The 26,086-nt window shown below is 35.7% G+C and carries 17 protein-coding genes; 1 reads left to right on the top strand and 16 read right to left on the bottom strand.

Going from position 1 to position 26,086, the window contains the following annotated elements; all coding sequences use genetic code 11:
- Positions 1-180 precede the first annotated feature (180 nt).
- The 16 genes from BUB25_RS07110 to BUB25_RS07035 all read right to left on the bottom strand — a co-directional run bounded on the left by BUB25_RS07110 (position 181) and on the right by BUB25_RS07035 (position 25,344).
- On the bottom strand, positions 181-552 hold the full coding sequence (locus BUB25_RS07110; protein WP_084089461.1) for a VanZ family protein: 372 nt from the start codon (positions 550-552) through the stop codon (positions 181-183).
- Positions 545-925 carry a glycine cleavage system protein GcvH gene (gene gcvH / locus BUB25_RS07105; RefSeq protein ID WP_072942306.1) on the bottom strand — a complete coding sequence of 127 codons (381 nt, stop codon included), beginning with the start codon at positions 923-925 and terminating at the stop codon, positions 545-547. The genes BUB25_RS07110 and gcvH overlap by 8 nt, the downstream gene beginning before the upstream one ends.
- A gap of 85 nt (positions 926-1,010) precedes the next feature.
- A complete protein-coding gene (gene sov / locus BUB25_RS07100; RefSeq protein WP_072942304.1) occupies positions 1,011-8,183 on the bottom strand; it encodes a T9SS outer membrane translocon Sov/SprA in 7,173 nt (2,390 codons plus the stop codon).
- Positions 8,184-8,207: 24 nt separating this feature from the next.
- Entirely contained in the window at positions 8,208-8,789 is a 582-nt protein-coding gene (gene ruvA, locus BUB25_RS07095) for a Holliday junction branch migration protein RuvA (RefSeq protein ID WP_072942302.1), read from the bottom strand.
- Positions 8,790-8,876: 87 nt separating this feature from the next.
- Positions 8,877-11,159 carry an NADP-dependent malic enzyme gene (locus tag BUB25_RS07090; protein WP_072942300.1) on the bottom strand — a complete coding sequence of 761 codons (2,283 nt, stop codon included), beginning with the start codon at positions 11,157-11,159 and terminating at the stop codon, positions 8,877-8,879.
- Between the two features lie 156 nt (positions 11,160-11,315).
- Positions 11,316-11,750: a CBS domain-containing protein gene (locus BUB25_RS07085; protein ID WP_072942298.1), complete on the bottom strand. Its 435-nt coding sequence runs from the start codon at positions 11,748-11,750 to the stop codon at positions 11,316-11,318.
- A gap of 133 nt (positions 11,751-11,883) precedes the next feature.
- Complete coding sequence (gene queG / locus BUB25_RS07080; RefSeq protein WP_072942295.1) at positions 11,884-12,807, bottom strand: tRNA epoxyqueuosine(34) reductase QueG; 924 nt, start codon at positions 12,805-12,807, stop codon at positions 11,884-11,886.
- Positions 12,808-12,908: 101 nt separating this feature from the next.
- The gene (ruvB, locus tag BUB25_RS07075; protein ID WP_072942293.1) at positions 12,909-13,931 is read right to left on the bottom strand and encodes a Holliday junction branch migration DNA helicase RuvB; all 1,023 of its coding nucleotides are present in this window, start codon (positions 13,929-13,931) and stop codon (positions 12,909-12,911) included.
- A 78-nt stretch (positions 13,932-14,009) separates the two neighbouring features.
- Complete coding sequence (locus BUB25_RS07070; protein WP_072942289.1) at positions 14,010-15,806, bottom strand: cytochrome c oxidase subunit I; 1,797 nt, start codon at positions 15,804-15,806, stop codon at positions 14,010-14,012.
- A gap of 30 nt (positions 15,807-15,836) precedes the next feature.
- Positions 15,837-16,991, bottom strand: coding sequence for a cytochrome c oxidase subunit II (locus BUB25_RS07065; RefSeq protein ID WP_072942287.1), 1,155 nt, complete (start codon positions 16,989-16,991; stop codon positions 15,837-15,839).
- A gap of 19 nt (positions 16,992-17,010) precedes the next feature.
- A complete protein-coding gene (locus BUB25_RS07060; protein WP_072942284.1) occupies positions 17,011-18,354 on the bottom strand; it encodes a quinol:cytochrome C oxidoreductase in 1,344 nt (447 codons plus the stop codon).
- A gap of 27 nt (positions 18,355-18,381) precedes the next feature.
- The gene (locus tag BUB25_RS07055; protein WP_072942282.1) at positions 18,382-18,927 is read right to left on the bottom strand and encodes a c-type cytochrome; all 546 of its coding nucleotides are present in this window, start codon (positions 18,925-18,927) and stop codon (positions 18,382-18,384) included.
- Between the two features lie 7 nt (positions 18,928-18,934).
- On the bottom strand, positions 18,935-19,462 hold the full coding sequence (locus tag BUB25_RS07050) for a DUF3341 domain-containing protein (protein ID WP_072942279.1): 528 nt from the start codon (positions 19,460-19,462) through the stop codon (positions 18,935-18,937).
- A complete protein-coding gene (gene nrfD / locus BUB25_RS07045; RefSeq protein ID WP_072942276.1) occupies positions 19,455-20,858 on the bottom strand; it encodes an NrfD/PsrC family molybdoenzyme membrane anchor subunit in 1,404 nt (467 codons plus the stop codon). Before nrfD ends, BUB25_RS07050 begins: the two co-directional genes overlap by 8 nt.
- Before the next feature lie 29 nt (positions 20,859-20,887).
- The gene (locus BUB25_RS07040; protein WP_072942274.1) at positions 20,888-23,938 is read right to left on the bottom strand and encodes a TAT-variant-translocated molybdopterin oxidoreductase; all 3,051 of its coding nucleotides are present in this window, start codon (positions 23,936-23,938) and stop codon (positions 20,888-20,890) included.
- A gap of 86 nt (positions 23,939-24,024) precedes the next feature.
- Positions 24,025-25,344, bottom strand: coding sequence for a cytochrome c3 family protein (locus BUB25_RS07035; RefSeq protein ID WP_072942272.1), 1,320 nt, complete (start codon positions 25,342-25,344; stop codon positions 24,025-24,027).
- A gap of 218 nt (positions 25,345-25,562) precedes the next feature.
- On the opposite strand from BUB25_RS07035, the gene BUB25_RS07030 reads away from it, so the two are divergent.
- Positions 25,563-25,952, top strand: a complete 390-nt coding sequence (locus tag BUB25_RS07030; RefSeq protein WP_072942270.1) for an SPOR domain-containing protein — start codon at positions 25,563-25,565, stop codon at positions 25,950-25,952.
- Positions 25,953-26,086: the final 134 nt, after the last annotated feature.

Raw genomic sequence — 26,086 nt, 5'->3', positions numbered from 1 at the left:
TATTGACACCAAAATGATTTCTACAAATGCATAACACATTCATATTGGCATAAATATAATCATTTCACTTTTAAAAACAACATCACGAGCGATGAGTTTGCATTTACAATGACCATTAAATGCTTCTTTAAACAAAAAAATCCCACCGAAGTGGGATTAGTAATATTTATATCATTTTTTTTAGTGCTTCTTTCTAAAATAAATCCAAAGAACCAGAACAGCTAAAGCGGCTCCCGTAACATTGGCCAAAATATCAAACAGATCTGACTTTCGACTTATAGTAAACAATCCTTGAGCTATCTCAATTGCAATTCCAAAAAAAACAGAAAACAAAAAAGAGACTACATAAGGCTTTCCTGAATACTGATTTTTGAATTGCTCTTTCAAAAATAAAAACCAAAGAAAGGTAAACACAAAATGAAAGAAAGTATGAACATATTTATCCACATTCTGAATTCCTACTGTTGGGACATCATTCAATTGAACTAAACAAAGAACGAGAACAACCGCAGTCCAAGAAAAAGCAAGCCAAAAAAATATTTGTTTAAGCACCAATAAGTTCTTTGTAAGCTTCACTTGAAAGCAATGTGTCATAATCAGCTACGTCAGCAACTTTAATTTTTATCATCCATCCTGCTCCATAAGGATCAGAATTCACAGTTTCTGGAGCGCTTTCTAAAGCATCATTAAACTCAATAATCTCCCCTGCTAAAGGTAAAAACAAATCAGAAACCGTTTTTACTGCTTCAACTGTTCCAAAAACTTCGTCTTTATCTAAAGTTTGATCCAAAGTTTCTACTTCTACATAAACGATATCCCCTAGTTCTTTTTGAGCAAAATGTGTAATTCCTACAGTTGCAACATCTCCTTCTAGACTAACCCATTCGTGATCTTTTGTGTACTTTAAATTTGCTGGTATACTCATAATAAATAGTATTGATAATTGATAATATTTTTTTGTTTGGCAAATGTAACAATCTTCTTTTCAAATCCTGTTTAGATTTGAAAAATTAATTCCCAAAATTATAGCGGAGCGTAAAGCCGGAACGAATATTGGTCAAAGGAAAAGTGGTTGATATTACTGCTTTCGAAAAAGAATGATCATAATAGAAAATCGCAGTCAGATTTTTACTAAAAGCATAATCGGCAGTTAACTTTAAAGACCATATATTTTGTCCTCCGGCCAGTTGATTGTTGTCATAATCCAAATAACGCACAATGGTTTGATTATTACGATATGAAAAATCAGCCTTCATATTGATATCCCCTTTGATGATTCCCGTAGGATTATCGGCCAGTCTCGAAGAGAAAATCACGTCTTTAAATCGATACCCGAGTCCAATCACGTATTCAATTCCTTTCACCTCTGTCAATAGATTATTATCAAAACTCATAGACAAGGCTCTGTCTTTTTTTACTTCTGTCAGTAATTTCAAAGAGCTTTTCAATTCAAAATCCATTCGAATAAGCGGACTAAACTGCTCTACCAAGTTGATATTTGACATGATAGTTTTATTGAAAAAGTTGCCATTACCATCCAATCCATTTGGCGCAGTATCATATTCAAAATTAGATCGATACTGATTGATTGTATAAGAAGCTCTGTAATTATGTTGCAAAGAAAAACGTTTAAAATTCTTTTTAAACAAATTATATCGCATAAGTCCATTGTACCTAACAGACCAGTTCGGGATTGGTAAATTCCTAAAAATCCCGAGCGAAGATCCTGAAGCATCACTGCCTGAGTACGCCGCCAGAAATGCCGGCAATAATACCGCTTGATTATTTTTACCATAACCCAACGGATATCCATCTGCATCCAAATTAGCCGGATTACTGATATCAATACCACGTTGTGTTGCTAATCTATTGGCTACCGTGAGCCTATTAGCCCTGAAATCATCAAAAGCTGCAGATGAAATTTCGTCACTTGTCGAAAAGGAAGTTTTAATCAGCACTGTTGATATGGAGAAAAGACCATAGGTATAAGGCGAACGCGAATTATAAATTCCATTAGACACATCATATTGCTCTGAGAAATTTTCAGAAAAAGAACGATCCGCAGTTAGGTCAATCTTTAAATCCGGGAATAAATCCACACTGGCTGTCGCCTTAAAGAGCTTATTATCAATCTGAGTATAGTTCTGATTGAATTCCTGATAATTAGTCAACCAACCATTTTTGGCAGCTTCATACCTCACGTCGTCTTGACTTCCAAAAATAAAACCTAAGGAAGGTCTTGAAGAACCCAGAAAACCTATACTTGGCGTATAGCCGGGCAAAACGGTGCCGCTGTTCTCTGCGTAATTGATTTGAATATTTTTGACACTCGTCAAAATCCCTATTAATCCATCAACAAATTCATTGCTTTTTTCAGCTGGTTTTGCATTAGTATTTACCAGTTTCTCACCGGGCTTAGGTGCTTGTACTTTTGGTCTACTTGCTGCTTTATTAGCGGTTTTAGACAATCCCAAATACTTGTACAGCATTTCCATATTGAAGTTTGCATTCAAATTATTAGAACGCGCATTTTGAACTGTATTTCCCAAATTATAATCGATTCCCTCAATTTCAATTTGTGACAAGGCTGTAGAAGAACGTTGCCAACTATAGTCGCCAGTATAAGAATAATTAGCCTTCACGAAGCTAAACAATGGAATTTTATTAATCGGGATTTCATAATTCAGAACCAGTTGCTGCATGTGCTGATTAGGATTTCCAATATCCCAATAACTATCCCAAATGGTAAAACTATCTATTGGCTCATTATCCTGATTCAAATAATTTTTAACAATATTATTAGACGAAGCCGTATAGCTCAACTTTAACGATTTGCTCAAATTATAATTAAAACCGTATTGGTAATTAAAGGCAAAATTACGTCTGTACAATGGATCTAAACCAATGCCCTGAACATCTTCTACCTGTCTAAACTGCTGACGATTGTATTGTCTGTTAATATTGGTATTGAACGAGATATTAGACGGCAGATAATTAAAATTAAAATCGCTGAGCAATTTCCAATAGCTGCTCTTTTTCATAAACTTGGTGTTCTTAAAAGGCTCAACTGGCTTTGGCTGAAAACTGTAAGCATAATCCACTGACGAAGATGCCTGCTGATCTGCATAATCTTCAATCTCAAAATCATGTCTTTCTACTTTATTATAAGACTGCGAAAAAGTAAAATTCTCCGGATCATAAACATGTGGTTTCTGCTCAGGGCTTCTTTGTTTTCTTACTCCAATAAAATTAATACTAGTACGTTTTGTATAATCTATGGCTCTATTTCTGATATTGTCTTTCGTTGCCTGATCTGTGGTAAAATCCAATAATTGATTCAACCTGATATCTTGATTAAAAGGATCGTATTCCGGCGTTATAATTTCCTCACCAATACCATAATTAAAAGGCAGGTTGATTCCCCATTTTACAGGTAATAATTTTCCAAGATTGATATTAGTTACTATATTATACTGCTGAATATCCTCCCTACTTCTCTCATTAGACCCTTGTTCCAAAGCTCCAAAACCAATAGTACTCATTTTTCCTGTAGCCGAAACCGTGGCAAAATCCGCTAAATTAGAATCGACATTCAATACCGCTGCCATGCCTCCCTTATTCTCCATATCGGCAAGACGCAGTTCATTGAACCACACTTCTCCTTTTATATCCTGATGCGTTTCATTACTTTTTACACCCACCATCAACGTACGGACTAATCCAAAATTAGGATTCCCTTTTATCCCTAATCTTAGTTTATTGATTTTATTAGCCAAAGCAGGATTCAACTCATCTTCATTTTGATAATAAATTCCATCCAGAGGCAAATCACTTGGATTGACACCCATTGCCTGAATTTTCAATTGGGTCAATAATGCTAATGTCAAATCGATCTCATTGGCTTCCGGCCAAACCAGTTCAGCGCTCAAAGGAGAACAATTAGCTCCAGAAGTAGATGAAGGCACAGTCACTTTCAGCGGAATTTCAATCTGGTAGAAATTCTGGGTAAAATCATTTCCAAAACGAATAAAACCTACCATCTGGTCATCTGTTAAGACGGTTTCATTAGGTAAAGATTCGGCATGTAAAAACATTTTCAGTTTTTTGAACTGACGCATGTCCACACTAACATTTTTAAAAACAGCTCTGGAATCTTCCGGTTCTAATCCATCACCGGAAACCCTTAGCGCCAACGATTGTTCGTTTTGATTAATCAGTGTGTTGTTGTTATACAATTGTTCGCGTTGCACTCCTGGAGGAGTTACATAATTTACAGGACATCTTTCGTTGTTTTCCTGAACATTTACCGCCAACACATCCAAATCAGTTCCATCATCCGCAACATTCGTATCATTAAAATCAAGTGAATTAGTATATCTTCTCCAATCTCCCCTTACTAAATCCAAAGCTCCAAAACGAACAGTTACTTCTTGATTAAAGCCAGTCATAAACATTCTCATAAAACGAATCGATCGGAAATCAGAAATATTTCCAATGGTATTCTGTGGTTGCGAAACCGGTATTTTAAACTGAAGCCATCTGGCTTCTGTCACCTCTCCATTAGCCAAGGTAACTTGCGTATTTCTTACATCAGTTATATAATTTTGACCAATCTCCATCGCAGGCCTTACATCAATACTGTATTCATAATAAGCATTGATCGTATTCATAGTGTTATCCCTGTTTATATCCTCAACATCCGGAACGGTTGAAGCTCCACGATTAGGATCATTAATATCTACAGCTGAGTTCCCCTCTACTCCATTGTAATTTTTATATCGCTCAATAACACTGCCTGTGGTATTCAAATAGTAAGTATAATCATCTGCAGCGGGATCTAAAACTGAAGCAAAATTATCATAAACTGCTCCTTCATTTTCATTAGACAAACCATCCAAACCTACATCCTGATTGGCACGATTACTGGCATTGGCATCAAAAGCATAAATTAAAGATTGCGAAGCTGGAACATCTCCCCAAATTGGTCTTGGATTCACCAATATCTGGTCTGGACCAAGGCCGTTTTCATATTGCTTTCTTCCATCCTTCAAAACATCCTCAGATATTTCCCCAAGATTGAAATAGATTTTACCCATGTTAGTATCAGCCGTTTTTCCTTTTCCTACAAAAGGATCCAAAACCCAAAACTGAATGTATTCTACATTTCCTTGTTCAAAATTAGTCGAATTCAACGATCGCATAATCCCTCCAAAATTAGATGCGGGATCAGCAGCATAATTTACATTATTATTATAAGGCCCTCTATCCGAAGGATAATAAGTTAAATCCAATGTATTTACCACCTGTGACTGCCCTTGGGCAATATCCGTCAAAGGATACAATTCTTCGCTATAAATCCTTCTTGTGGTATTAAAAGACAAATCATCATTGGTAATTCCGGATGGTTTTTGAGCATAAAATATTGGATCTATAGAATACCAAGCCAACTTGGCTCTTTTAAAACCATAACTCAAATCATTGGCTCCAGCATTAAAATCATACGTACTGTAAGCATTTTTTTCAGGAGTGGATGCCAAGCTCCAAGCATAAGCGGAACGCATATCGATAGTTGACTGCGAACCTTCAAAATCATCTATATAAATGGTAGATTCACCTTCAAAACGATCGGCTTTTGGCGAATCCGGCTTTAAAAAAGCAACTTCTCCTCTTACAGAAAGATTAGATGGAACATCGGTATCGAGATTGGGCAATTTATTCACTAATCTCGTTAAAAAAGGAACCTCTGTAGAAAAATTAGTATTGAATCCAAAAATAGTATTATTCACCGATTCCTGACCAAAACTGGACTTTTGCGTAAATGGTTTTTCGGTCATTTTCAAGAAAGTAGCCCCAACCAAGAAATTATCCGAAATTTTATGTTCTACATTAACCCCCATAAAACGTCTGGTTTGCTGACCAAAAATTGAATTATTTTCCAATGAAACGTTTATAGGCGTATTGGATGCTTGAAGGGACGGATCCAGAATTTGAACTCTTCCCAATTGATAATTCACGCTATAATCAACACCTTCAAGCAAAACTCTTCCACCGGCAGTAACAACGACAGATCCTTGCGGGACATTAAATGCTCCTATCGGAATTCCGTCACCACTAGACGACTTAAATTTCCCTCTCAAAAGGAACTTGTTTTTCTCACTGTCTTGCAAAGCCCCAGATTGGGTATTGCGATACATATTGCGAAACACATACTTTTTTTGATTTGGATTGTATGAGTTTACATCATTATAATTTTCTCCGCCATTTGCTAATTTAGAAAACAACAATTCCCCAAACGGTTCTTTGGTAGTGAATATAATTCGTCCGTTTTGAGAATCTACGGTCAAACCCTGCATAAAATCAAAAAAACCATCTCCGCCCACTTGCGGATCGTTGTTATAATTGAGTTTATCTAAATTGAACACTTTTAATAAAGGGGTTTCTTTAACTCTATCTTCTACCGAAGGATTGGGTGGGAAGGGGATAGGATTTCCAGTTGCATCTTTGGCTTCTGTGATGTAATTCAAAGGCGAAGGATCCGTATAAAGGATGTTAAATCTAAAATCCTCTTGTTTCACTTGATAAGCACCTGGAATTTGATAAATATTTTTCATCATCAAGTTCCAAACCGGATTTTTCACATTGGTCAAATTGCTTTTCAGCATTTTAAGAACCAAACTTTGGGTAATAATAGCGCGATTAGAATCAGTCCCGGTTACTACTGTGGCATCAATTCCGTCGCTTCCAAATTCCCCTACCTGATACACTTTATCTCCAATTGTATATTGGTAAGCTACCGCTAGAATCTCATCATTAGCTAATTTTTGTTGCAATGAAATATACCCTAATTGCGGATGATAGGTATATTCATTCGAATTTAATTTTCTGGCATTCTCTAGTTTTGAATAATCCTGACCTTCACTTACGGTAACGTTAAATCCGGAATTTGAAGTTACAATTTCGCGAATATTATTATTTAAAAAACCTCCATTTCCTATTAATGCCGGGTCATACTTATTATTTTTATTATCCGAAGGCGTGCCCAATCCCGAAATAAAAAAATCAGCCGGAATAGGATCCAAAACCACAACTTCATTATCATTTATTGGATTTCCGTTTGAATCCTTTAATTGACCTTCCCCTAAATCTTGAAGCGCAATAATGTTTCTTAAATTATTAGAAGTAGTATTAACCCTTGCCTGTTTATTAGTTACCCAAATCTCTAATCTTGTGATTTGAGCTCTACTATCAATTAAAGGATAATTTTTTAACGAAGCGTCATATTTATTTCTGAAATATTGCGACAGGAAAAAGTGTCTGTCACTGTCATAATCCAAAGCAAAGATGTCAAAATCCTGAATGGTACCACCGCCTTGAGAAACGATGCTTTTAGTCTGTGATTTCTGTTCAGAAAAAACTCCGGTAACCGTTGTTTTTCCAAACTGCAATTGGGCTTTCACTCCAAACAGACTCTGAGCTCCTCTTATCAAAGAACTGTTCAAAGGCATACTTACATTTCCTACCTCAATTTTTTGAATGATATCATCCTCAGTGGGACTATATTCTAATTTCATTAAATTTTGAAACGCAAAAGTGGACTGAGTATCGTAATTAGCGTTAACATTCAATCTTGTTCCTACTTTTCCCATCAAGCTCATGCTGATGCGTTGTTCAAAGTCAAAAGACAGATTGGATCTGTTTCTTGGAGAAAAAGACGGATTATCTTGCTTGGTATAGCGGGCGCCTAAATCCATTTCTACGGATCCAGTAGGTTTTACATCAATGGTATTACTTCCAAAAATAGATTCAAAAAGACCGGAATTTACATAATATTTAGGCAGTAAATCTTTTTTATCTCCTTCGCTACCTTCTTTTTTACCGTCAATAGCATCGGTTTTTTTCTTAAAATAAGCCCGCATGGATTCTTTCAAAACCAAGCTTTCATACTCTTTTGGGGTCAATACAACCGGATAATTAATAGAAAACCCATCTATAGAATTAGTATAGATATATCTGTCACTGATAGGATCATAAGTATATCCAGACAAAACACTTTGAGGGTCTTTCATTTGAATTTTTCCTTTAGAAAAACCAGTTTTAACTGTATCCTTAACTTCTTGTTTCACCTGAGCTTGTGATATAAAACCACAAAACAAAATCAGCAAAAAAATATGAAATCTATACATACAATTCGTGTTTTTGAATACTTTTTATAGAATCTTCAATGCCTTTTTTATAATTGACTCAACAGAAGCTTCCGGATCCTCTTTTATAATTTTTTCAATAACTTTTTCAGCGCTTTTTCTAACAAAACCTAAAACCTCCAAAGCAGATAACGCTTCGTCTCTATTTGTATTGCTTTGCGAGACCAAAACTTCATCTAAATCGTACAACTTTAACACTTTTTCTCTTAAATCAAGAATTACTCTTTGTGCTGTTTTACTTCCAATTCCTTTTATAGATTGAATGGTAACCACATCAGCAGAGCCAATAGCATTTGTAATTTGTTTAGGATCTAATGAGGAGAGCATCGTTCTGGCAATATTAGCACCAATACCGGAAACAGACAATAGCAATTTAAAAATCTCTCTCTCTGATTTCTCGACAAATCCAAACAAAGTATGCGCATCTTCTTTCACTTGAAGATACGTATATAATTTTATAAAATCTGTACTTGGAAGCAATGAAAAGGTATGCAACGATATATTTACATGATAACCAACACCTCCACAATCGATAACAACATGTGTTGGCGTTTTTTCTACTAATTTCCCTTGAAGCTGTGCTATCATTTATTTATTGTATGAATCATAAATTCCTTTAACTTTAAAAAAAAAGGTTCCTTAAAAACTCAAGGAACCTTCAGTCTGATAAATAAATTATTTACTCTTTTTCTTCTGCTTTTCTTGAGCATCAATAACTGTAATGGCAGCCATATTAACCATTTCTTCTACACTGGCTCCTAATTGAAAAATATGAACCGGTTTCCCCATTCCCAACATTATTGGTCCTATAGAATCTACCTTATTTAATTCTTTTAATAACTTATAGGTAATATTTGCTGAATCAAGATTAGGAAAAATCAAGGTATTCACTTTCTTTCCTGCCAGTTTAGAGAACGGAAATTTTTCTTTCAGCATTTCCGGATTTAAGGCAAAATCGGCTTGAACTTCACCATCAATAATCATTTCTGGATGATTTTGATGCAAGTAAGCTACCGCTTCTCTAACTTTTTTTGCGTTGTCATCCGTTGATGAACCAAAATTAGAAAATGACACCATTGCAATTACTGGTTCAACACCAAACATTCTGGCTGTTTTTGCAGTCATAATCGCAATTTTGGCCAAATCATCTGCTGATGGATTTATGTTTATGGCTGTGTCCGACAAAAACATAGGTCCACGTGCGGTCATCATCATATTTGTAGTAGCCACAATAGAAGCTCCCGGCGCTTTATCAATAAGTTGCAACATCGGCTTCACCGTTGAAGGATAACTTCTGGAATAGCCCGAAACTAAACCGTCAGCCTCTTCCTCATTAACCATCATGGCGGCAAAATAATTTCGCTCTCTCATCAGTTTTTGAGCATCCAGCAAAGAAATCCCTCTTCTTTTTCTGGATTCCCAGTATTTAACTGCAAATCGATTTCTTCTTTCTTCTTCTTCTTTTGTTTTTGGATCAATAATTTCAACCTCGGCATCAAAGCCTAAATCCTCTTTCAGCTCTAAAATAATTTCTTTGTTCCCCAATAAAATTGGAAAACCGATACCTTCTTCGAATACAATTTGAGCCGCCTTTAACACATTGAGATGATCCGCTTCGGCGAAGACGATTCTTTTTGGTTCCATCTTGGCTCTATTGGTAATCAATCGAACCATCTTGTTATCATTCCCTAGTCGATCTAAAAGTTCCTCTTCATACTTTTCCCAATCGGTAATTGGATTTAATGCCACTCCAGAATCCATTGCTGCTTTTGCAACTGCAGGAGCTACAATCGAGATCAAACGGGGATCAAAAGGCTTAGGTATAATATAATCTCTACCGAAAACTAATTTAGTTTCTCCATAAGCAATATTTACCTGTTCTGGAACGGATTCTTTTGCCAATAAAGCCAATGCTTTTACAGCAGCCATTTTCATAGCTTCGTTAATCTTAGTCGCGCGAACGTCCAATGCTCCTCTAAATATATAAGGGAAACCAAGTACATTATTTACTTGATTAGGATGATCAGATCTTCCTGTTGCCATTATAATATCTTTACGCGTTGCGATAGCCAAATTATAATCTATTTCTGGATCAGGATTTGCCATAGCAAAAACAATTGGGTTTTCGGCCATAGCTAACAACATTTGAGCTGTCATGATATTTCCAGATGATAAACCTAAAAACACATCAGCGCCTACCAATGCCTCTTCAAGACTCATTGGAGCCTTATGTGTAGCATACTTTTGCTGCATAACCGATAGAGAAGGATTGTCCTTTGTCAAAACTCCTTTACTATTAAACATCAATATATTCTCTACTTTTACCCCAAGCAAAACATATAAATCAGCACAAGCCAAGGCTGCCGAACCTGCTCCCGACACGACCATTTTGATGTCTTCTGCTTTTTTACCCGCCAACTCTAATGCATTTATCAATGCTGCCGAAGATATAATAGCCGTTCCATGCTGATCATCATGCATCACTGGGATGTTCAATTCTTCCACAAGTCTGCGTTCGATTTCAAAAGACTCTGGAGCTTTGATATCTTCTAAGTTTATCCCTCCAAAGGTAGGAGCAATATTTTTTACGGTTTGAATAAATTCTTCAACGTCTTTAGTACCTATTTCGATGTCAAAAACATCAATATCCGAAAATATTTTAAACAATAGGCCTTTCCCTTCCATAACTGGTTTTGAAGCCTCAGGCCCAATATCACCAAGTCCTAAAACTGCAGTTCCGTTAGTTATTACAGCTACTAAATTTCCTTTGGCAGTATATTTATAAACGTTATTTACATCTTTGGCAATTTCCAAACAAGGCTCAGCTACACCTGGCGAATAAGCTAATGACAAATCCCTTTGGGTTGCGTATTTCTTCGTAGGAACCACTTGTATTTTCCCTGGAGTAGGTTTAGCATGATATAATAATGCTTCTCTTCTTTTGCTATTTCTGTTCATTTTTTTTTTAGATTTTATTCTAGTATACAAAGATATAAGACTTGATTTAATAAGGAAGCTTTTATATTATTCTTTTACAAAAACCATTCTCCCTTTTGAATAAAAAAAGCTGCCTCAATTTGCAGCTCTTTTTAAATGTATTTCCAGAAATAGAATTTAGGCTTTGGAACCACTGATATAGGAGTCCAAATGCTCAATGGTATTTTTCTGAAGTTCGATTATCGCCATGACAACATCCCCTATGGAAATAATTCCCAAAACTAAATCCTCATCCATAACCGGCAAGTGTCGAACTCTCCTTGTGGTCATCAATTCCATACAATAATCTAGATTATCAGTCGGTTTTACGGTAATAACCTTTTCCTCCATAATTTCTTTCACTAAAGTATCTTTAGAAGCTTTATCTTTTAGAACGATCTTACGCGCATAATCTCTCTCAGACATCACCCCTTTTAAAATCCCGTCTTCAATTACTAAAATAGCACCAATATTTTTCTCCCCCATTGTTTTAATGGCTTCATATACCGTAATTGTGGAAACAACAGAATAGACTGCATTCCCTTTTCTGCTTAATATCTGATTTACAGTCATAACTAAAAGATTTAATTGACTCTAAAGTTAAAAAAAAAAGTGCACAAAAGATATTTTATTTAAGCCCGATAAAAATCAAAAAAAGGAAAAAAATTAAACAAAAAGCAAAGAAGAGCTATTGAGAAACAGTCGATTATTTTAAAAAATCTATATTTCGCTTGATTCCTTGAAATTTTGTTCGCTTCAAAGGAGAGTTTTTAAAGACTGTTTTAAAAGTTTCCTCGGTAATTTCCTCCCAATCTTTTTTAGACATCGAGAGTAATTCCGGCTTTGGATCAAATAAAGGTTCTTTATGTGCTTTTGAAAACCTATTCCAAGGACATACATCCTGACATACATCACAACCAAAAGCCCAATCATCGAACTTTCCTTTCATTTCCAAAGGAATATTTTCTTTGAGTTCAATAGTAAAATAAGAAATACATTTACTTCCATCGACAACATAAGGAGCCACAATAGCCTGGGTAGGACAAGCATCGATACAAGCAGTACACGTTCCACAATGATCCGTTGTAGCATTATCGTATTCCAAATCAAGATCTACAATTAATTCGGCAATAAAATAAAACGAACCAACCTTTTGGGTCAATAAATTACTGTTTTTTCCAATCCAGCCCAAACCACTTTTCGCAGCCCAAGCTTTATCGAGTACCGGAGCCGAATCAACAAAGGCCCGACCGGAAACTTCCCCTATGGATTCCTGAATGGAAAACAATAATTCCTTCAACTTATCCTTTATTACAAAATGATAATCCTGGCCATAAGCATATTTAGAAATCTTATACGATTCTGGATTCTGAATTTCCTGCGGATAATAATTCAACAATAAAGAGATAACACTTCTGGCACCATCAACAAGCTTAGTAGGATCTAAACGCTTATCAAAATGACTCTCCATATAAGTCATCTGTCCGTTCCTGTTCTTATTAAGCCAATCTTCCAGTCTTGGCGCTTCTTGCTCCAGAAATCCAGCCTTAGATATACCACAAGATAAAAATCCGAGGCGTTGGGCTTCGGATTTTATAAACTGCGTGTATTGAGATTTTGAAATAATGATACTCTATATCTTAATTAATTAACTGATCGTTTTTTAGCCCTGATAGCAGCGGCATCCCACGCCTTTTTCGGCGTGGATATAGCGGATAGCAGTAATAGCTCCTAAAACAACCCTCCCTGAATATTTGTATTTACTTTTCCAAGATGTCTGTAAGCCTTATCTGTTACTTCCCTTCCTCTGGGAGTCCTCATAATAAATCCTTCTTGAATCAGGAAAGGCTCATAAACTTCTTCAATAGTCTCGCTGCTCTCGGAAACGGCAGTTGCTAAGGTTGATAAACCAACAGGTCCTCCTTTAAACTTGTCGATGATGGTATTCAGTATTTTATTGTCCATTTCATCAAGCCCGTGCGCATCCACATTCAATGCTTTTAATGCGTAACGAGCAATTTCGATATCGATAGTTCCATTGCCTTTAATTTGGGCGAAATCACGTACACGACGTAATAATGCATTGGCGATACGCGGAGTTCCTCTACTGCGACCAGCAATTTCAATTGCAGCTTCAATAGAAATTGGCATTTTTAAAATAGTGGCACTACGCTCTACAATGGTGGTTAAGAGTTCAGTCGTATAATATTGCAATCTCGATGAAATTCCGAAACGCGCTCTCATGGGTGCTGTTAGCAATCCTGAGCGTGTTGTAGCTCCAATAAGGGTAAACGGATTCAGATTTATTTGAACAGTCCTTGCGTTTGGTCCGGATTCAATCATGATATCGATCTTGAAATCCTCCATTGCGGAATACAAATATTCTTCAACTATAGGACTTAAACGATGGATCTCATCTATAAACAGCACATCCCTTTCCTCTAAATTAGTCAACAATCCAGCCAAATCGCCCGGTTTATCCAAAACTGGCCCAGATGTAATTTTTATTCCAACCTGCAATTCGTTAGCTAAAATATTGGCTAAGGTAGTTTTTCCTAAACCAGGAGGACCATGAAAAAGGGTATGATCAAGTGCTTCGTTTCTTTGATTAGCAGCTTCAACAAAAACTTTTAAGTTTTCTAATACCTGATCTTGGCCCGCAAAATCATCAAAAGACAATGGCCTTAATTTCTTTTCCAGATCAAATTCTTCTGAATTATAACCTTTGGTTGTTGGATCTAAATTTTCATTCATGCAACAAAGATAGAACAAAGTTGTAACTAAAAAAAAATGCCTCTCTGAATAGAAAGGCATTTTTTATATTTATAGAAACTAGTGATGTAAAACTTCTTCACCTGGTTTCATTGGTACATTTTGAGGAACGAAATCTTCTTCATGGTTAGGATTGCTATAATCATAAGGCCATCTGTGAACTTCAGGAATTTCTCCTGGCCAGTTACCATGTATATGCTCTACAGGTGCTGTCCATTCAAGAGTATTAGATTTCCAAGGATTCTGAACCGCTTTCTTACCATAGAAAATACTTACAAAGAAATTATACAAGAAAACCAATTGGAAAACTCCACCAACTAAAGCAAATGCAGTTATAAGAACATTCACATTTTGTAAGTCATCAAACAATGGGAAATTAGTATTTGTGTAATAACGTCTTGGCAAACCAGCTAATCCTATAAAGTGCATTGGGAAGAATACTCCATAAGCACATATTGCAGATACCCAGAAGTGAACATAACCTAAATTCTTATTCATCATTCTTCCATACAATCTAGGGAACCAATGGTAAACCCCTGCAAACATTCCATAAAGAGCAGAAATACCCATTACCAAGTGAAAGTGAGCAACTACGAAATAAGTATCGTGAACGTTAATATCCAAAGTACTGTCTCCAAGAATAATTCCTGTTAAACCTCCGGTGATGAAAGTAGAAACCATTCCAATAGAGAACAACATGGCAGGGTTTAACTGTAAGTTTCCTTTCCACAAAGTTGTAATCCAGTTAAAAGCTTTAACTGCAGACGGGATCGCAATCAATAAAGTTGTAAATGTAAATACAGAACCTAAAAATGGATTCATACCTGATATAAACATATGGTGACCCCAAACAATCGTTGACAAGAAAGCAATTGCTAAAACTGACATAATCATCGCTCTGTAACCAAAGATTGGTTTACGAGCGTTAGTAGCCATAACTTCAGATACAATTCCCATTGCAGGCAAAATAACGATATATACCTCAGGGTGACCTAAAAACCAAAATAAGTGTTCAAACAATACCGGTGAACCACCTTGGTAATGTAAAACTTCTCCAGCAATATAAATATCTGACAAGAAGAAAGATGTTCCAAAACTTCTATCAAAAATCAACAATAAAGCTGCTGACAATAATACTGGAAACGAAACTACACCAATAATAGCAGTAACGAAAAATGTCCAAATTGTTAGTGGTAATCTTGTCATCGACATTCCTTTTGTTCTAAGGTTGATTACAGTAACGATATAATTCAAAGACCCCATTAAAGAAGAAGCGATAAAAATAGCCATAGATATTAACCAAAGTGTCATACCCGTACCAGAACCTGGAATTGCCTGAGGCAAAGCACTTAAAGGAGGATAAATTGTCCATCCTGATGATGCAGGACCTGCCTCAACAAAAAGTGAACAAATCATGATTACAGCTGACAAGAAGAACAACCAATAAGAAACCATGTTCATAAATCCTGAAGCCATATCACGAGCTCCAATTTGAAGCGGGATAAGTAAATTACTAAAGGTTCCACTTAGACCAGCAGTCAATACAAAGAACACCATGATGGTTCCGTGAATTGTAACTAAAGCCAAGTAAATATCATTAGCCATTACACCCTCAGGAGCAAATTTATCTCCCAACAATACATTAAAAATCTTAAAAGACTCTTCTGGCCATGCAATTTGCATTCTAAAAAGCAATGACATCAAAATCCCTATAACCCCCATAATAATACCTGTTATCAAGTACTGCTTGGAAATCATTTTATGATCTATACTAAAAATATATTTAGTAATAAAAGTTTCTTTATGATGGTGTTCGTGTTCGTGATCCATTGCGTGATCGTGACCTTCTGCTGACATATATGTATACTTTAAATTTTCTTAATAATTTTATTTCATTGCCATTTTTACAACAGCCGTAGTATCATTCCCTTTTAAAGAATCAACCTGAACTGCTCCTTCAACAGCAGCTGGAGCCTTAGACTCTTTCACTTGTTGTACTAAAAGTGCTTGTTCACTCAACCATTTCTTATAATCTTCAGGAGTATCAACAATTACTTTCATTTGCATGTTGTAATGTGAAGCCCCACATATTTTATTACAAAGCAATAAATAGTCAAAGGCATAAGGGTCTAATGCTGTACCTCCTTTTGCGATAAGCTCAGCACTTTTCTTAGCTCTTAACGCATTTATATTAGCCACTTTTTCAATCATGTATGGCAATTCTCTGTATTCTGCTGTAGTATAAACAGGCAAAAATGCAAATTCAGTAACCATACCTGGAACACAGTTCATTTGTGCTCTAAAATGAGGGAAATATGCAGAGTGTAATACATCCTGAGACCTCATTTTAAAATGAACCTTTTTACCTTTTGGGATATGCAATTCAGAAACAACAATATCATCTTGTGCATAAGGATCTGACATATCAACTCCAAGGGTGTTTACTCCTTCAATTAATCTAACATTTGCTTTCCCAAGAACATTATCTTCTCCTGCATATCTTGCAGTCCATTTAAATTGTTGTGCATATAATTCGATTACAACTGTATCCTCATCTTCATCAACAAACATGATATTTGTCCAAGCATAAAGTCCATAAAGGATTAAACCAGCCAAGACTACTGCTGGAATCACACTCCAAATAGCTTCTAATCTATTGTTATCAGCAAAAAATAATGCTTTTTGACCTTCTTTTCCTTTATATTTAAAAGAAAAATAGTGCAATAATAATTGTGTAATTGCCTGAACTATGAAAATCAAAACCCAAGTAATATTCATTAGATTATCTACTTCACCACCATGCTCAGAAGCAGGCGTATGCAGCACCAAAGGACCCCATTTCAACAAACCATAAATAGAAAATATATAAAGAAAGGCTAAAAAACCAAACATTAAATACCCTTGTACATTATTATCTTTATCTGTAGCTATTTCGGAAGTGTCCGTACTTGAACCTACCTGGGTAAGGTCAAATATTTTTGTCAATTGCCACAAGGCAACAGCCAATAAAACTAAAACTATAATTACCAACAAACTTGTCATCTGTTTATTTCTTTAAATATTAATAATGGAAATGTTTACTTTCTTCTATAAATGGATTTCTTTTTGGCAACAAAGGAGCTTTAGTTAATGCAGTAAATACGGCATAGATAAATAATCCAAGGAAGAAAAGAACGGATGCAATTTCAGAGACACCAATAAACCATCTGTCCCCTACTGTTCCAGGCATGATCATATTGAAAAAATCAATATAATGTCCTGCTAATATTACGACACCAGCCATAACGATAACCCAAGAGATTCTTTTGAAATCTGTATTTATTAATATCAACAATGGGAAAACAAAATTCATAACTATAGCCCCAAAGAAAGGAAGATTGTATAACTCTATTCTTGTAACATAATAAGTCACCTCTTCAGGAATATTTGCATACCATATCAACATGAATTGTGAGAACCATAAATAAGTCCAAAATACACTAATTCCAAACATGAACTTAGCTAAATCATGAATATGACTTGTATTAACATACTCTAAATATCCTTTAGATTTCAAGTATACTGTAACCATAGCAATCATTGTAATACCACTTACAAAGAAACTTGCGAATACATACCAACCGAATAATGTACTAAACCAGTGAGGATCTATTGACATAATCCAGTCCCAAGACATAATAGATTCTGATACAATAAAGAAAACTAGAAATCCTGCAGAGATATTGAAATTCTTTTTGTAAAAAGAATTATCATTAGATTCATCTTGAGCAAGACAATTCTTTCTAGTATAATAATTATATAAATTCCAACCTATAAGGAATATTGCAGCTCTCACTATCCAAAAAGGAAAGTTTAAGTACCCCACTTTATTAGCAATAAGCGCATCATGAGCCACTACTTCTGGATCTAACCAAATAAACAAGTGATTGAAATGAAGACCACATAAAACCAATATGATAAAGAAAATAACAGAACCATAAGGCAAATAAGCCGTAATTCCCTGCATTACTCTAAACAAAACTGGTGACCAACCCGCTTGTGCCACTTGTTGAATAGCGTAAAATGCTAAAACCCCCATAGAAAGCAGCAAGAAGAAAATACAAGCAACATATAAAGCTGCCCAAGGTTTGTTTTGTAATTGATGCAAAACATGAGTTAAATGTTCTTCATGTTCAGCCGCTACTTTAGCTTCATCAACTTTGTTATGAACTCCGTGAGCATCTTCAGAAGATTGAGTCTCTTCATGAGCTACTGCTCCGTGAGCACCATGATTCTCTGCAGCAAGGAGAGTTTCAACCTCGTGAATATCTTTGGGTGCATTGAAAAAACCATAACCTATTCCTAATATACCAACGGCCATTAAGATGAAAGAAAAAGTTTTTAATTTATTTGAAAATGTATACATATCTATTACGATCAGTTAGTTCAACAATTATAATTGGCTTTTAAGTTTAAGAACATAGTCAGCAACCAACCAACGTTCATGTTTACTTAATTGATTAGCATGAGAACCCATTGCATTTAAACCATAAGTTTCAACATGAAAAATACTTCCTTCAGTGATAACCCTATCTTTATAGCTAGGTACTCCTAAGAATTTTTCTCTTTCCACTAATTTCCCTTTACCGTCACCAGTTGCACCATGACAACTGATACAATAAATATCATAAAGTGCTTTTCCTTTATCAGAGCTTCTATCCAATGAATCCAAAGGTGATTTAAGATTCGCTTTGGCTAGTTCGTAACCTGCAGTCGAATTCTCATAATCATAAGTTTCAAAACCTCTATTAATAGTACCATCAACAGGCAATTGTCCTTCTTTTCCGTTTTTGAATGCTGCTGATTCTGAATAGGTTTCATAACCTACAGATTCATACATATTTGGAAAATACTGATAGTTTGGCGCTTTTTTATTATGACAAGATGCCACTAAAATAGTGATGCCAAATAAAAGTGTTATTTTATATACCCTTTTCATATCTAAATTAATTCTTTTCTATTACTTTAACTTCTACAGCTCCTGTATTTTTGAAAAAAGAAACTAATTCCTCTTCATTATCATTAATGGAAACTTCCATCAAGAAGTGATCATCTGTAGTTCTAACATCAGGATTTTCAGCCTGTTTAAAAGGCCACAATTTACTTCTCATATAGAAAGTAATCACCATTAAGTGTGCTGCAAAGAAAACTGTCATTTCAAACATAATAGGCACAAAAGCAGGCATATTTTGAATATAACTAAAACTAGGTTTACCACCTATGTCTTGAGGCCAATCTTGAATCATTATATAATTCATCATCGCAGTGGCAACAGTGATACCCACACACCCATACAAGAAAGCACAAATTGCTAATCTCGTAGGTGCTAATCCCATAGCCTTGTCTAAACCGTGCACTGGGAATGGTGAAAAAACTTCCTCAATATGATGATGAGCTGCTCTGGTTTTTTTAACCGCATCCATCAATATATCATCGTCATTATAAATGGCGTAAATTACTTTATTACTACTCATGGTGTGAATCTTTTTTTGCTTCTCTTTCTCTTATGTAATTATCTCCAGTTGCTTTCAATATTGTTTTTACCTCTGCTTGAGCAATCACTGGGAAAGTTCTAGAATAAAGTAAAAATAATACAAAGAAGAAACCAATTGTTCCAATGAAAATTCCAATATCAACAAAAGTAGGAGAGAACATTGTCCAAGAAGACGGTAAATAATCTCTATGCAAAGAGGTAACAATAATTACAAATCTCTCAAACCACATTCCTATGTTTACAACAATAGAAATGATAAAAGAAAACATAATACTTGTTCTTAATTTCTTAAACCACATGAACTGAGGAGAAAATACATTACAAGTCATCATTGACCAATAAGCCCACCAGTATGGTCCTGTTGCTCTATTCAAGAAAGCATACTGCTCATATTCAACTCCAGAATACCAGGCAATAAATAACTCCGTAATATAAGCAACCCCTACAATAGAACCCGTAATCATAATTACGATATTCATCAATTCAATATGCTGTACCGTAATATAAGCTTCTAAGTTAGAAACTTTTCTCATAACGATAAGCAAGGTATTCACCATCGCAAATCCTGAGAAAACCGCACCAGCCACAAAGTAAGGAGGGAAAATTGTAGTATGCCATCCTGGAATTACCGAAGTAGCAAAGTCCATCGATACAATCGTGTGTACTGAAAGTACAAGTGGAGTAGCCAAACCTGCAAGTACCAAAGAAACTTCTTCAAAACGTTGCCAGTCTTTAGCTCTACCGCTCCAACCAAAACTCAATATAGAATATACTCTTTTATTAAAAGGCGTTATTGCTCGATCTCTAAGCATTGCAAAGTCAGGCAACAAACCAGTCCACCAGAAAACCAATGATACTGATAAGTAAGTAGAGATTGCGAAAACGTCCCAAAGTAATGGCGAGTTAAAGTTTACCCATAAAGACCCAAATTGATTTGGAATAGGCAATACCCAATAAGCTAACCAAGGACGCCCCATGTGAATAATTGGAAACAAACCAGCTTGGATAACTGAGAAAATTGTCATTGCTTCCGCAGAACGGTTAATCGCCATTCTCCATCTTTGACGGAACAATAATAATACTGCAGAAATTAAAGTTCCTGCGTGACCAATACCAACCCACCAAACGAAGTTCGTGATATCCCAGGCCCATCCAACAGTTTTATTTAATCCCCAAGTTCCTATACCTGTAGATACGGTGTAGATGATGCAACCCAACCCCCAAAGGAAGGCTATTAATGCGATTGTAAATACAATCCACCAATGTTTGTTGGCTTTTCCTTCAACAGGCGCAGCGACATCTACTGTTACGTCGTGATATGATCTATCACCTATAACTAAAGGCTTTCTAATACTAGAGTCGTATATATGAGACATATTCCTTTATATTGATTTTTAATTTATTTCTAAGTGTTTCTAACTTTAACGTGATAAACCACATTTGGTTTTGTCCCTACATGTTCCAACAAATGATAAGATCTCTCATCAGCAGCCAATTTAGCAACCTGACTTTCGGTATCATTAACATCGCCAAAAACCATTGCTCCAGTAGAACAAGCATTTGAACAAGCCGTTTGGAATTCACCATCAACAATTGCTCTTCCTTCTCTTTTTGCTTTCAAGATAGTCGCTTGTGTCATTTGAATACACATTGAACATTTCTCCATAACACCACGTGAACGAACATTTACATCAGGATTCAAAACCATACGTCCTAAATCATCATTCATATGATAATCAAATTCACTGTTTTTGTTATACAAGAACCAGTTAAAACGACGCACTTTATAAGGACAGTTGTTTGCACAGTAACGAGTACCAACACATCTGTTATAAGCCATCTGATTTTGACCTTGACGACCATGTGATGTTGCCGCAACCGGACAAACAGTCTCACAAGGTGCGTGATTACAATGCTGACACATTACAGGTTGGAAAGAAACTTGAGGATTATCTCCCGCTTTCTCCATTTCATTAAATGTAGACAAAGAACTTGACAAACCAGCAATATTTTCTTTTCTTTCATTATCCCCTTCAAAAGTACTTTCAGAAGAATAATACCTATCAATACGCAACCAGTGCATATCACGACTTCTTCTTACCTCTGATTTACCTACTACAGGAACATTATTTTCAGCATGACAAGCAATAACACAAGCACCACAACCGGTACAAGCATTCAAATCTATAGAAAGATTGAAGTGATGCCCAACAGAACGATCAAATGAATCCCATAAATCTACCGTGGTTGCTTCAACCTCTTGATGATTCAAAGACACCATTGGCACTTTGTTCCAAATTTTAGCATCTTTAGTATTAAAAATCTCCAAAGACGTTTCTTTGATAATATCTCCTCTACCCATCAATGTTTTTTGACCTTGAACACAAGCAAACTCGTGTGCACCGTCAGCTTTTACCAATGTAACCGATTGTACATCGTTAAAACCTTTATATAAAGTGTAAGCATTTACACCTACTTGCATTTCTTCTTTTAAAGCCGCTTTACGACCATAACCCAAAGCCAATCCGATTGTTCCCACAGCTTGACCCGGCTGAACAATTACCGGTACACTTTCAAGCTTTACTCCATCTGCCATAGCAATTGTAGCATAACTTCCATCTAAACCTCCATTAGCTACTATTTCATTAGAAAGACCTAATGCTTTAGCATCTTCATTAGAAACTGTTAGATAATTATCCCATGAAACTCTTGTGATAGGATCTGGAAATTCTTGCAACCAAGGATTATTAGCTTGCTGACCATCTCCCATTCCTGTCTTAGTATACAATACTAATTCAAAATCATTAGAAGTTTTTGATTTCGCTAATTCACCTGCAGCAGCTGCATAATCTGCAGAACCGCTCAATGATTGAGAAACCCCAACAAAAACACCATCATGCAACACCTTATTCCAAGTAGTACCAGATATAAATGAAGCTGAATTCGCTTTAACATAATCGTAAAAAGTTCCGCTCAAACCATTTAAAGACATTAAAACATCTTGAAATTGTTTTGTATCAAACAATGGACGAATTACTGGCTGAGTTAAACTATAAGTTCCTTTAGTAAGGCTTAAATCCCCCCAAGATTCTAAATAATGAGGAACCGCAGCAGCAACAGTACTAACTAAAGCAGTTTCATCTTCTTTTATCGAAAAAGCAACTGATGTTTGAACTTTTTTAAGTCCGCCTACAAATGCCGCTGAATCCGCTAAAGTATAAACAGGATTAACACCACTCATTATCAAAGTATGAACACTACCCGCATTCATATCTTTTATCAATTGAGCTACTTTTTCATTTGATCCTTTACGTATTTGTCTAGTCCCAGAAGTTACAAAAGCTTCACTAGCCAAAACTTGATTTATTGCCAAAACTAAAAGTTGAGCATTTTTGTCCTGAATTCCAGAAACCAAAACCCCTTTAGAACCAGCAGCTTTTAATTGCTGACCAGCCTTAGTCACCTCCGCTTTAAACTTAGCATCTAAGCTTACAGCAACAGAAGAACCAGTAACAATATTATAAATATGAACCAACGCTTGTTTTTGATTTGCAACAGACATAGGCACACGCTTATCAGCAGCAGCACCAGACAAAGTCATATTTGCTTCTAACTGAAAATGACGAGACATTTTTCCGTTTTTCGGAATCCTACCTTGCGCATAACCTGTATCATATCCTCCACCTTGCCAATCTCCCAAGAAATCTGCACCCACAGAAACTATAAGTGAAGCTTTTGAAAAATCATAATCAACCAAAGCTCTTTCGCCGTAAACGGTTTCGAAAGCATCTAAAGCCTCTGACGAAGAAACCGCATCATAAACCACATGCTTAGCAGTTGGATTATTTGCAATAAATTCACCTATTAATTTTTCAGTTGATGGACTCGCCAAAGTATTGGTCAACAATACCACTTGACCTCCCTTAGCTTTAGCATCTGCAAGACTAGTCTTGATCTTTGTATCTACTGCAGCCCAAGTTGCGGCCTTACCTTCAATTTTAGGCTCTTTCAAACGCATATTGTCATACAATGACAATATCGAAGCATGAACCCTAGCATTTGCAGTAAACTTTGCTCCAGAAATGGTGTTATTATCTACTTTAATAGGACGCCCCTCACGTGTTTTAACAAGTAGATTTGCAAAATCAAAACCATCAAAAACAGAAGTCGCATAATAATCTGCAACCCCAGGAATGATTTGTTCTGGTTGTAATACATAAGGAATCGACTTGTGCACTGGCCCTTCGCACGCTACTAGCGTAGCAGCAGCAGTACTAAAACCAACGTACTTTAAAAAATCACGACGTGATGTTGAAGAAGACGACATAGCGTCATTATTTCCTAAAAACTCATCAGTAGGAATCGCCTCAACAAATTCGTTATTTCTAAGCGCCTCAACAATAGAACCATTTTCTAGCTCCTCAACACTTTTCCAGTATTTTTTGTTTGATGACATTGTATATAAATATTAGAATCTTAATTATTTTTATTTGTTCAATTGCAATTTAAGTAATCAGTTAAAACTAACCGAGTAAGTAAATCTTAGTAATGACACTTACCACATTCTAAACCTCCCATTTGCGCTGCAGTCAATTTCTCTACACCGTATTTTTTAGAAAGTTCAGCATGAATCTTAGCGTAATACTCATTACCTTCCATTTTAACATCCGTTTTTCTATGACAATCAATACACCAACCCATTGTTAAAGGAGCAAATTGTTTTTGCACTTCATATGTTTCTACCGGTCCGTGACAAGTCTGACATTCTAGACCAGCAACAGTTACGTGCTGAGAGTGATTAAAATAAACGAAATCAGGTAAATTATGAATACGCACCCATTTTACAGGCTCCGTTTTTCCGGTATAAGTCTGAGCAGCCTTATCCCAACCCACAGCAGTATATAACTTTTGAATTTGCTCATCATAAAAAGCTTTACTGTACTCTGGAGTAGCTGTAGCCTCAGCCACTTCAGCAATATTTTTATGACAGTTCATACAAACATTCAAAGAAGGAATACCCGCATTCTTACTAACTCTAGCAGCAGAGTGACAATATTTACAATTAATTTCATTATCCCCAGCGTGAATTTTATGAGAAAAATGTATTGGCTGAATAGGAGCATAATCCTGATCCACACCCACTTGCATCAAATAACCATAAACAAAATAACCACTCGCTAACAACAAGAATACTGAAGCAACCAATACTAAAAATTGATTTCTAACAAATGCCTTCCAGATTGACTGTCTTGGTGCATTTGGAGCCACCTCAATACCATTTGCTTTTGCCACTTTAGCCAAAACATTGCTCACTAAAAACAACATCACAACCAACATTAACATCACAAGAGCAAGAGCACCTAAAATCAAATTATTAGATAAACCACCTTCTTGACTAGTCGTTCCAGCTGCCGCACCAGGCAATGGAGCCGGAGCCTCAGCCTTCACTTCTGAAGTATATGCAATAATATTATCAATATCCCCTTCTGACAACTGAGGAAAAGCAGTCATTGCCACTTTATTATTCTCTTCAAAAACTTTTATAGCATCAGCATCACCTGATTTGATCAAATCAGCGCTATTATGAATCCATTTATAAAGCCACTGTTTATCGCGTCTGTCCGCAATACCCCTAAGGGCAGGACCCGTAGCCTTACCGTCAAGTTTATGACAAGCTGCACAATTAGAATTAAAAAGCTCTTTACCCTTTATCGGGTCACCCCCTTGAGTAGCTACTGGAACTTCTGTTGCGGCCGCTGGCGCAGCATCTTGAGCAAATGAAGTTAAGGAAAAAGCCAGCGATAAAGCTAAGCTAAAAAACAATTTCCTCGAGATCGAATTATGGTTACCCACCTTTTTCATATTATATAATGATTATCTAATAAAAATTGGCACAATATTTTCTATAATGAAATACATAAAACACTGTCCCTTTATTATAAACTTCGACAAAAATACGACTTAAGAACTATTCTCAAAACCTTAAAATAGCCTTAATTCCAATTTATACTTATTCTAAATAATAAACCTGAATACTATTTATACATTAAATACTATTTTTGCACAAAAACAATCACGTTATGAGAATTTTAAGACTTGAAAAAACAATTTTTTATTCATTTTTGCTTTGTATTTCATCGAGCTACATCATGGCTCAAGACCGAAATATTAACATAAAACAAGATCCTAAGTTTGAACAATTACTAAATGAAAAGCGAAAAATCAATGCTTCGAACTCTGTAAATGAATATTATAAGATTCAAATATTTAGCGGAAATAGCGAAACAGCCAAAAAAAAGCTAAAAGAATGCAAACAAGACTTTCAAAATCTTGATGGAACTATCGTTTTTAACACCCCAAACTATAAAGTTTGGATTGGAAATTTTAAAACCAGAATAGAAGCCGAACGTCACTTGATTGACATAAAGAAAAAATATCCAAATGTGTTTTTAATAAAACCTCAGAAATAACAATTTAGCCCATCATTAAACAAAGAAACCATTCAGTTGACTGAATGGTTTCTTTGTTTAATACAACTTACCTAAAAGGCTTAAAACAATAACACAAGAAGCGACTTTGTTTTACCTTGACCGAAACACAGCTA

The sequence above is a fragment of the Flavobacterium granuli genome, from assembly GCF_900129705.1.
GTDB lineage: Bacteria > Bacteroidota > Bacteroidia > Flavobacteriales > Flavobacteriaceae > Flavobacterium > Flavobacterium granuli.
Note: the sequence above shows the minus strand (reverse complement) of the source record. Positions and strands in the feature narration are given on the sequence as shown.

Excerpts from the sequence above, each read along its gene's own strand:
- gcvH (WP_072942306.1), bottom strand. The coding sequence starts at position 925 with ATGAGTATACCAGCAAATTTAAAGTACACAAAAGATCACGAATGGGTT.
- sov (WP_072942304.1), bottom strand. The coding sequence starts at position 8,183 with ATGTATAGATTTCATATTTTTTTGCTGATTTTGTTTTGTGGTTTTATA.
- ruvA (WP_072942302.1), bottom strand. The coding sequence starts at position 8,789 with ATGATAGCACAGCTTCAAGGGAAATTAGTAGAAAAAACGCCAACACAT.
- BUB25_RS07090 (WP_072942300.1), bottom strand. The coding sequence starts at position 11,159 with ATGAACAGAAATAGCAAAAGAAGAGAAGCATTATTATATCATGCTAAA.
- BUB25_RS07085 (WP_072942298.1), bottom strand. The coding sequence starts at position 11,750 with ATGACTGTAAATCAGATATTAAGCAGAAAAGGGAATGCAGTCTATTCT.
- ruvB (WP_072942293.1), bottom strand. The coding sequence starts at position 13,931 with ATGAATGAAAATTTAGATCCAACAACCAAAGGTTATAATTCAGAAGAA.
- BUB25_RS07070 (WP_072942289.1), bottom strand. The coding sequence starts at position 15,806 with ATGTCAGCAGAAGGTCACGATCACGCAATGGATCACGAACACGAACAC.
- BUB25_RS07065 (WP_072942287.1), bottom strand. The coding sequence starts at position 16,991 with ATGACAAGTTTGTTGGTAATTATAGTTTTAGTTTTATTGGCTGTTGCC.
- BUB25_RS07060 (WP_072942284.1), bottom strand. The coding sequence starts at position 18,354 with ATGTATACATTTTCAAATAAATTAAAAACTTTTTCTTTCATCTTAATG.
- BUB25_RS07055 (WP_072942282.1), bottom strand. The coding sequence starts at position 18,927 with ATGAAAAGGGTATATAAAATAACACTTTTATTTGGCATCACTATTTTA.
- BUB25_RS07050 (WP_072942279.1), bottom strand. The coding sequence starts at position 19,462 with ATGAGTAGTAATAAAGTAATTTACGCCATTTATAATGACGATGATATA.
- nrfD (WP_072942276.1), bottom strand. The coding sequence starts at position 20,858 with ATGTCTCATATATACGACTCTAGTATTAGAAAGCCTTTAGTTATAGGT.
- BUB25_RS07040 (WP_072942274.1), bottom strand. The coding sequence starts at position 23,938 with ATGTCATCAAACAAAAAATACTGGAAAAGTGTTGAGGAGCTAGAAAAT.
- BUB25_RS07035 (WP_072942272.1), bottom strand. The coding sequence starts at position 25,344 with ATGAAAAAGGTGGGTAACCATAATTCGATCTCGAGGAAATTGTTTTTT.
- BUB25_RS07030 (WP_072942270.1), top strand. The coding sequence starts at position 25,563 with ATGAGAATTTTAAGACTTGAAAAAACAATTTTTTATTCATTTTTGCTT.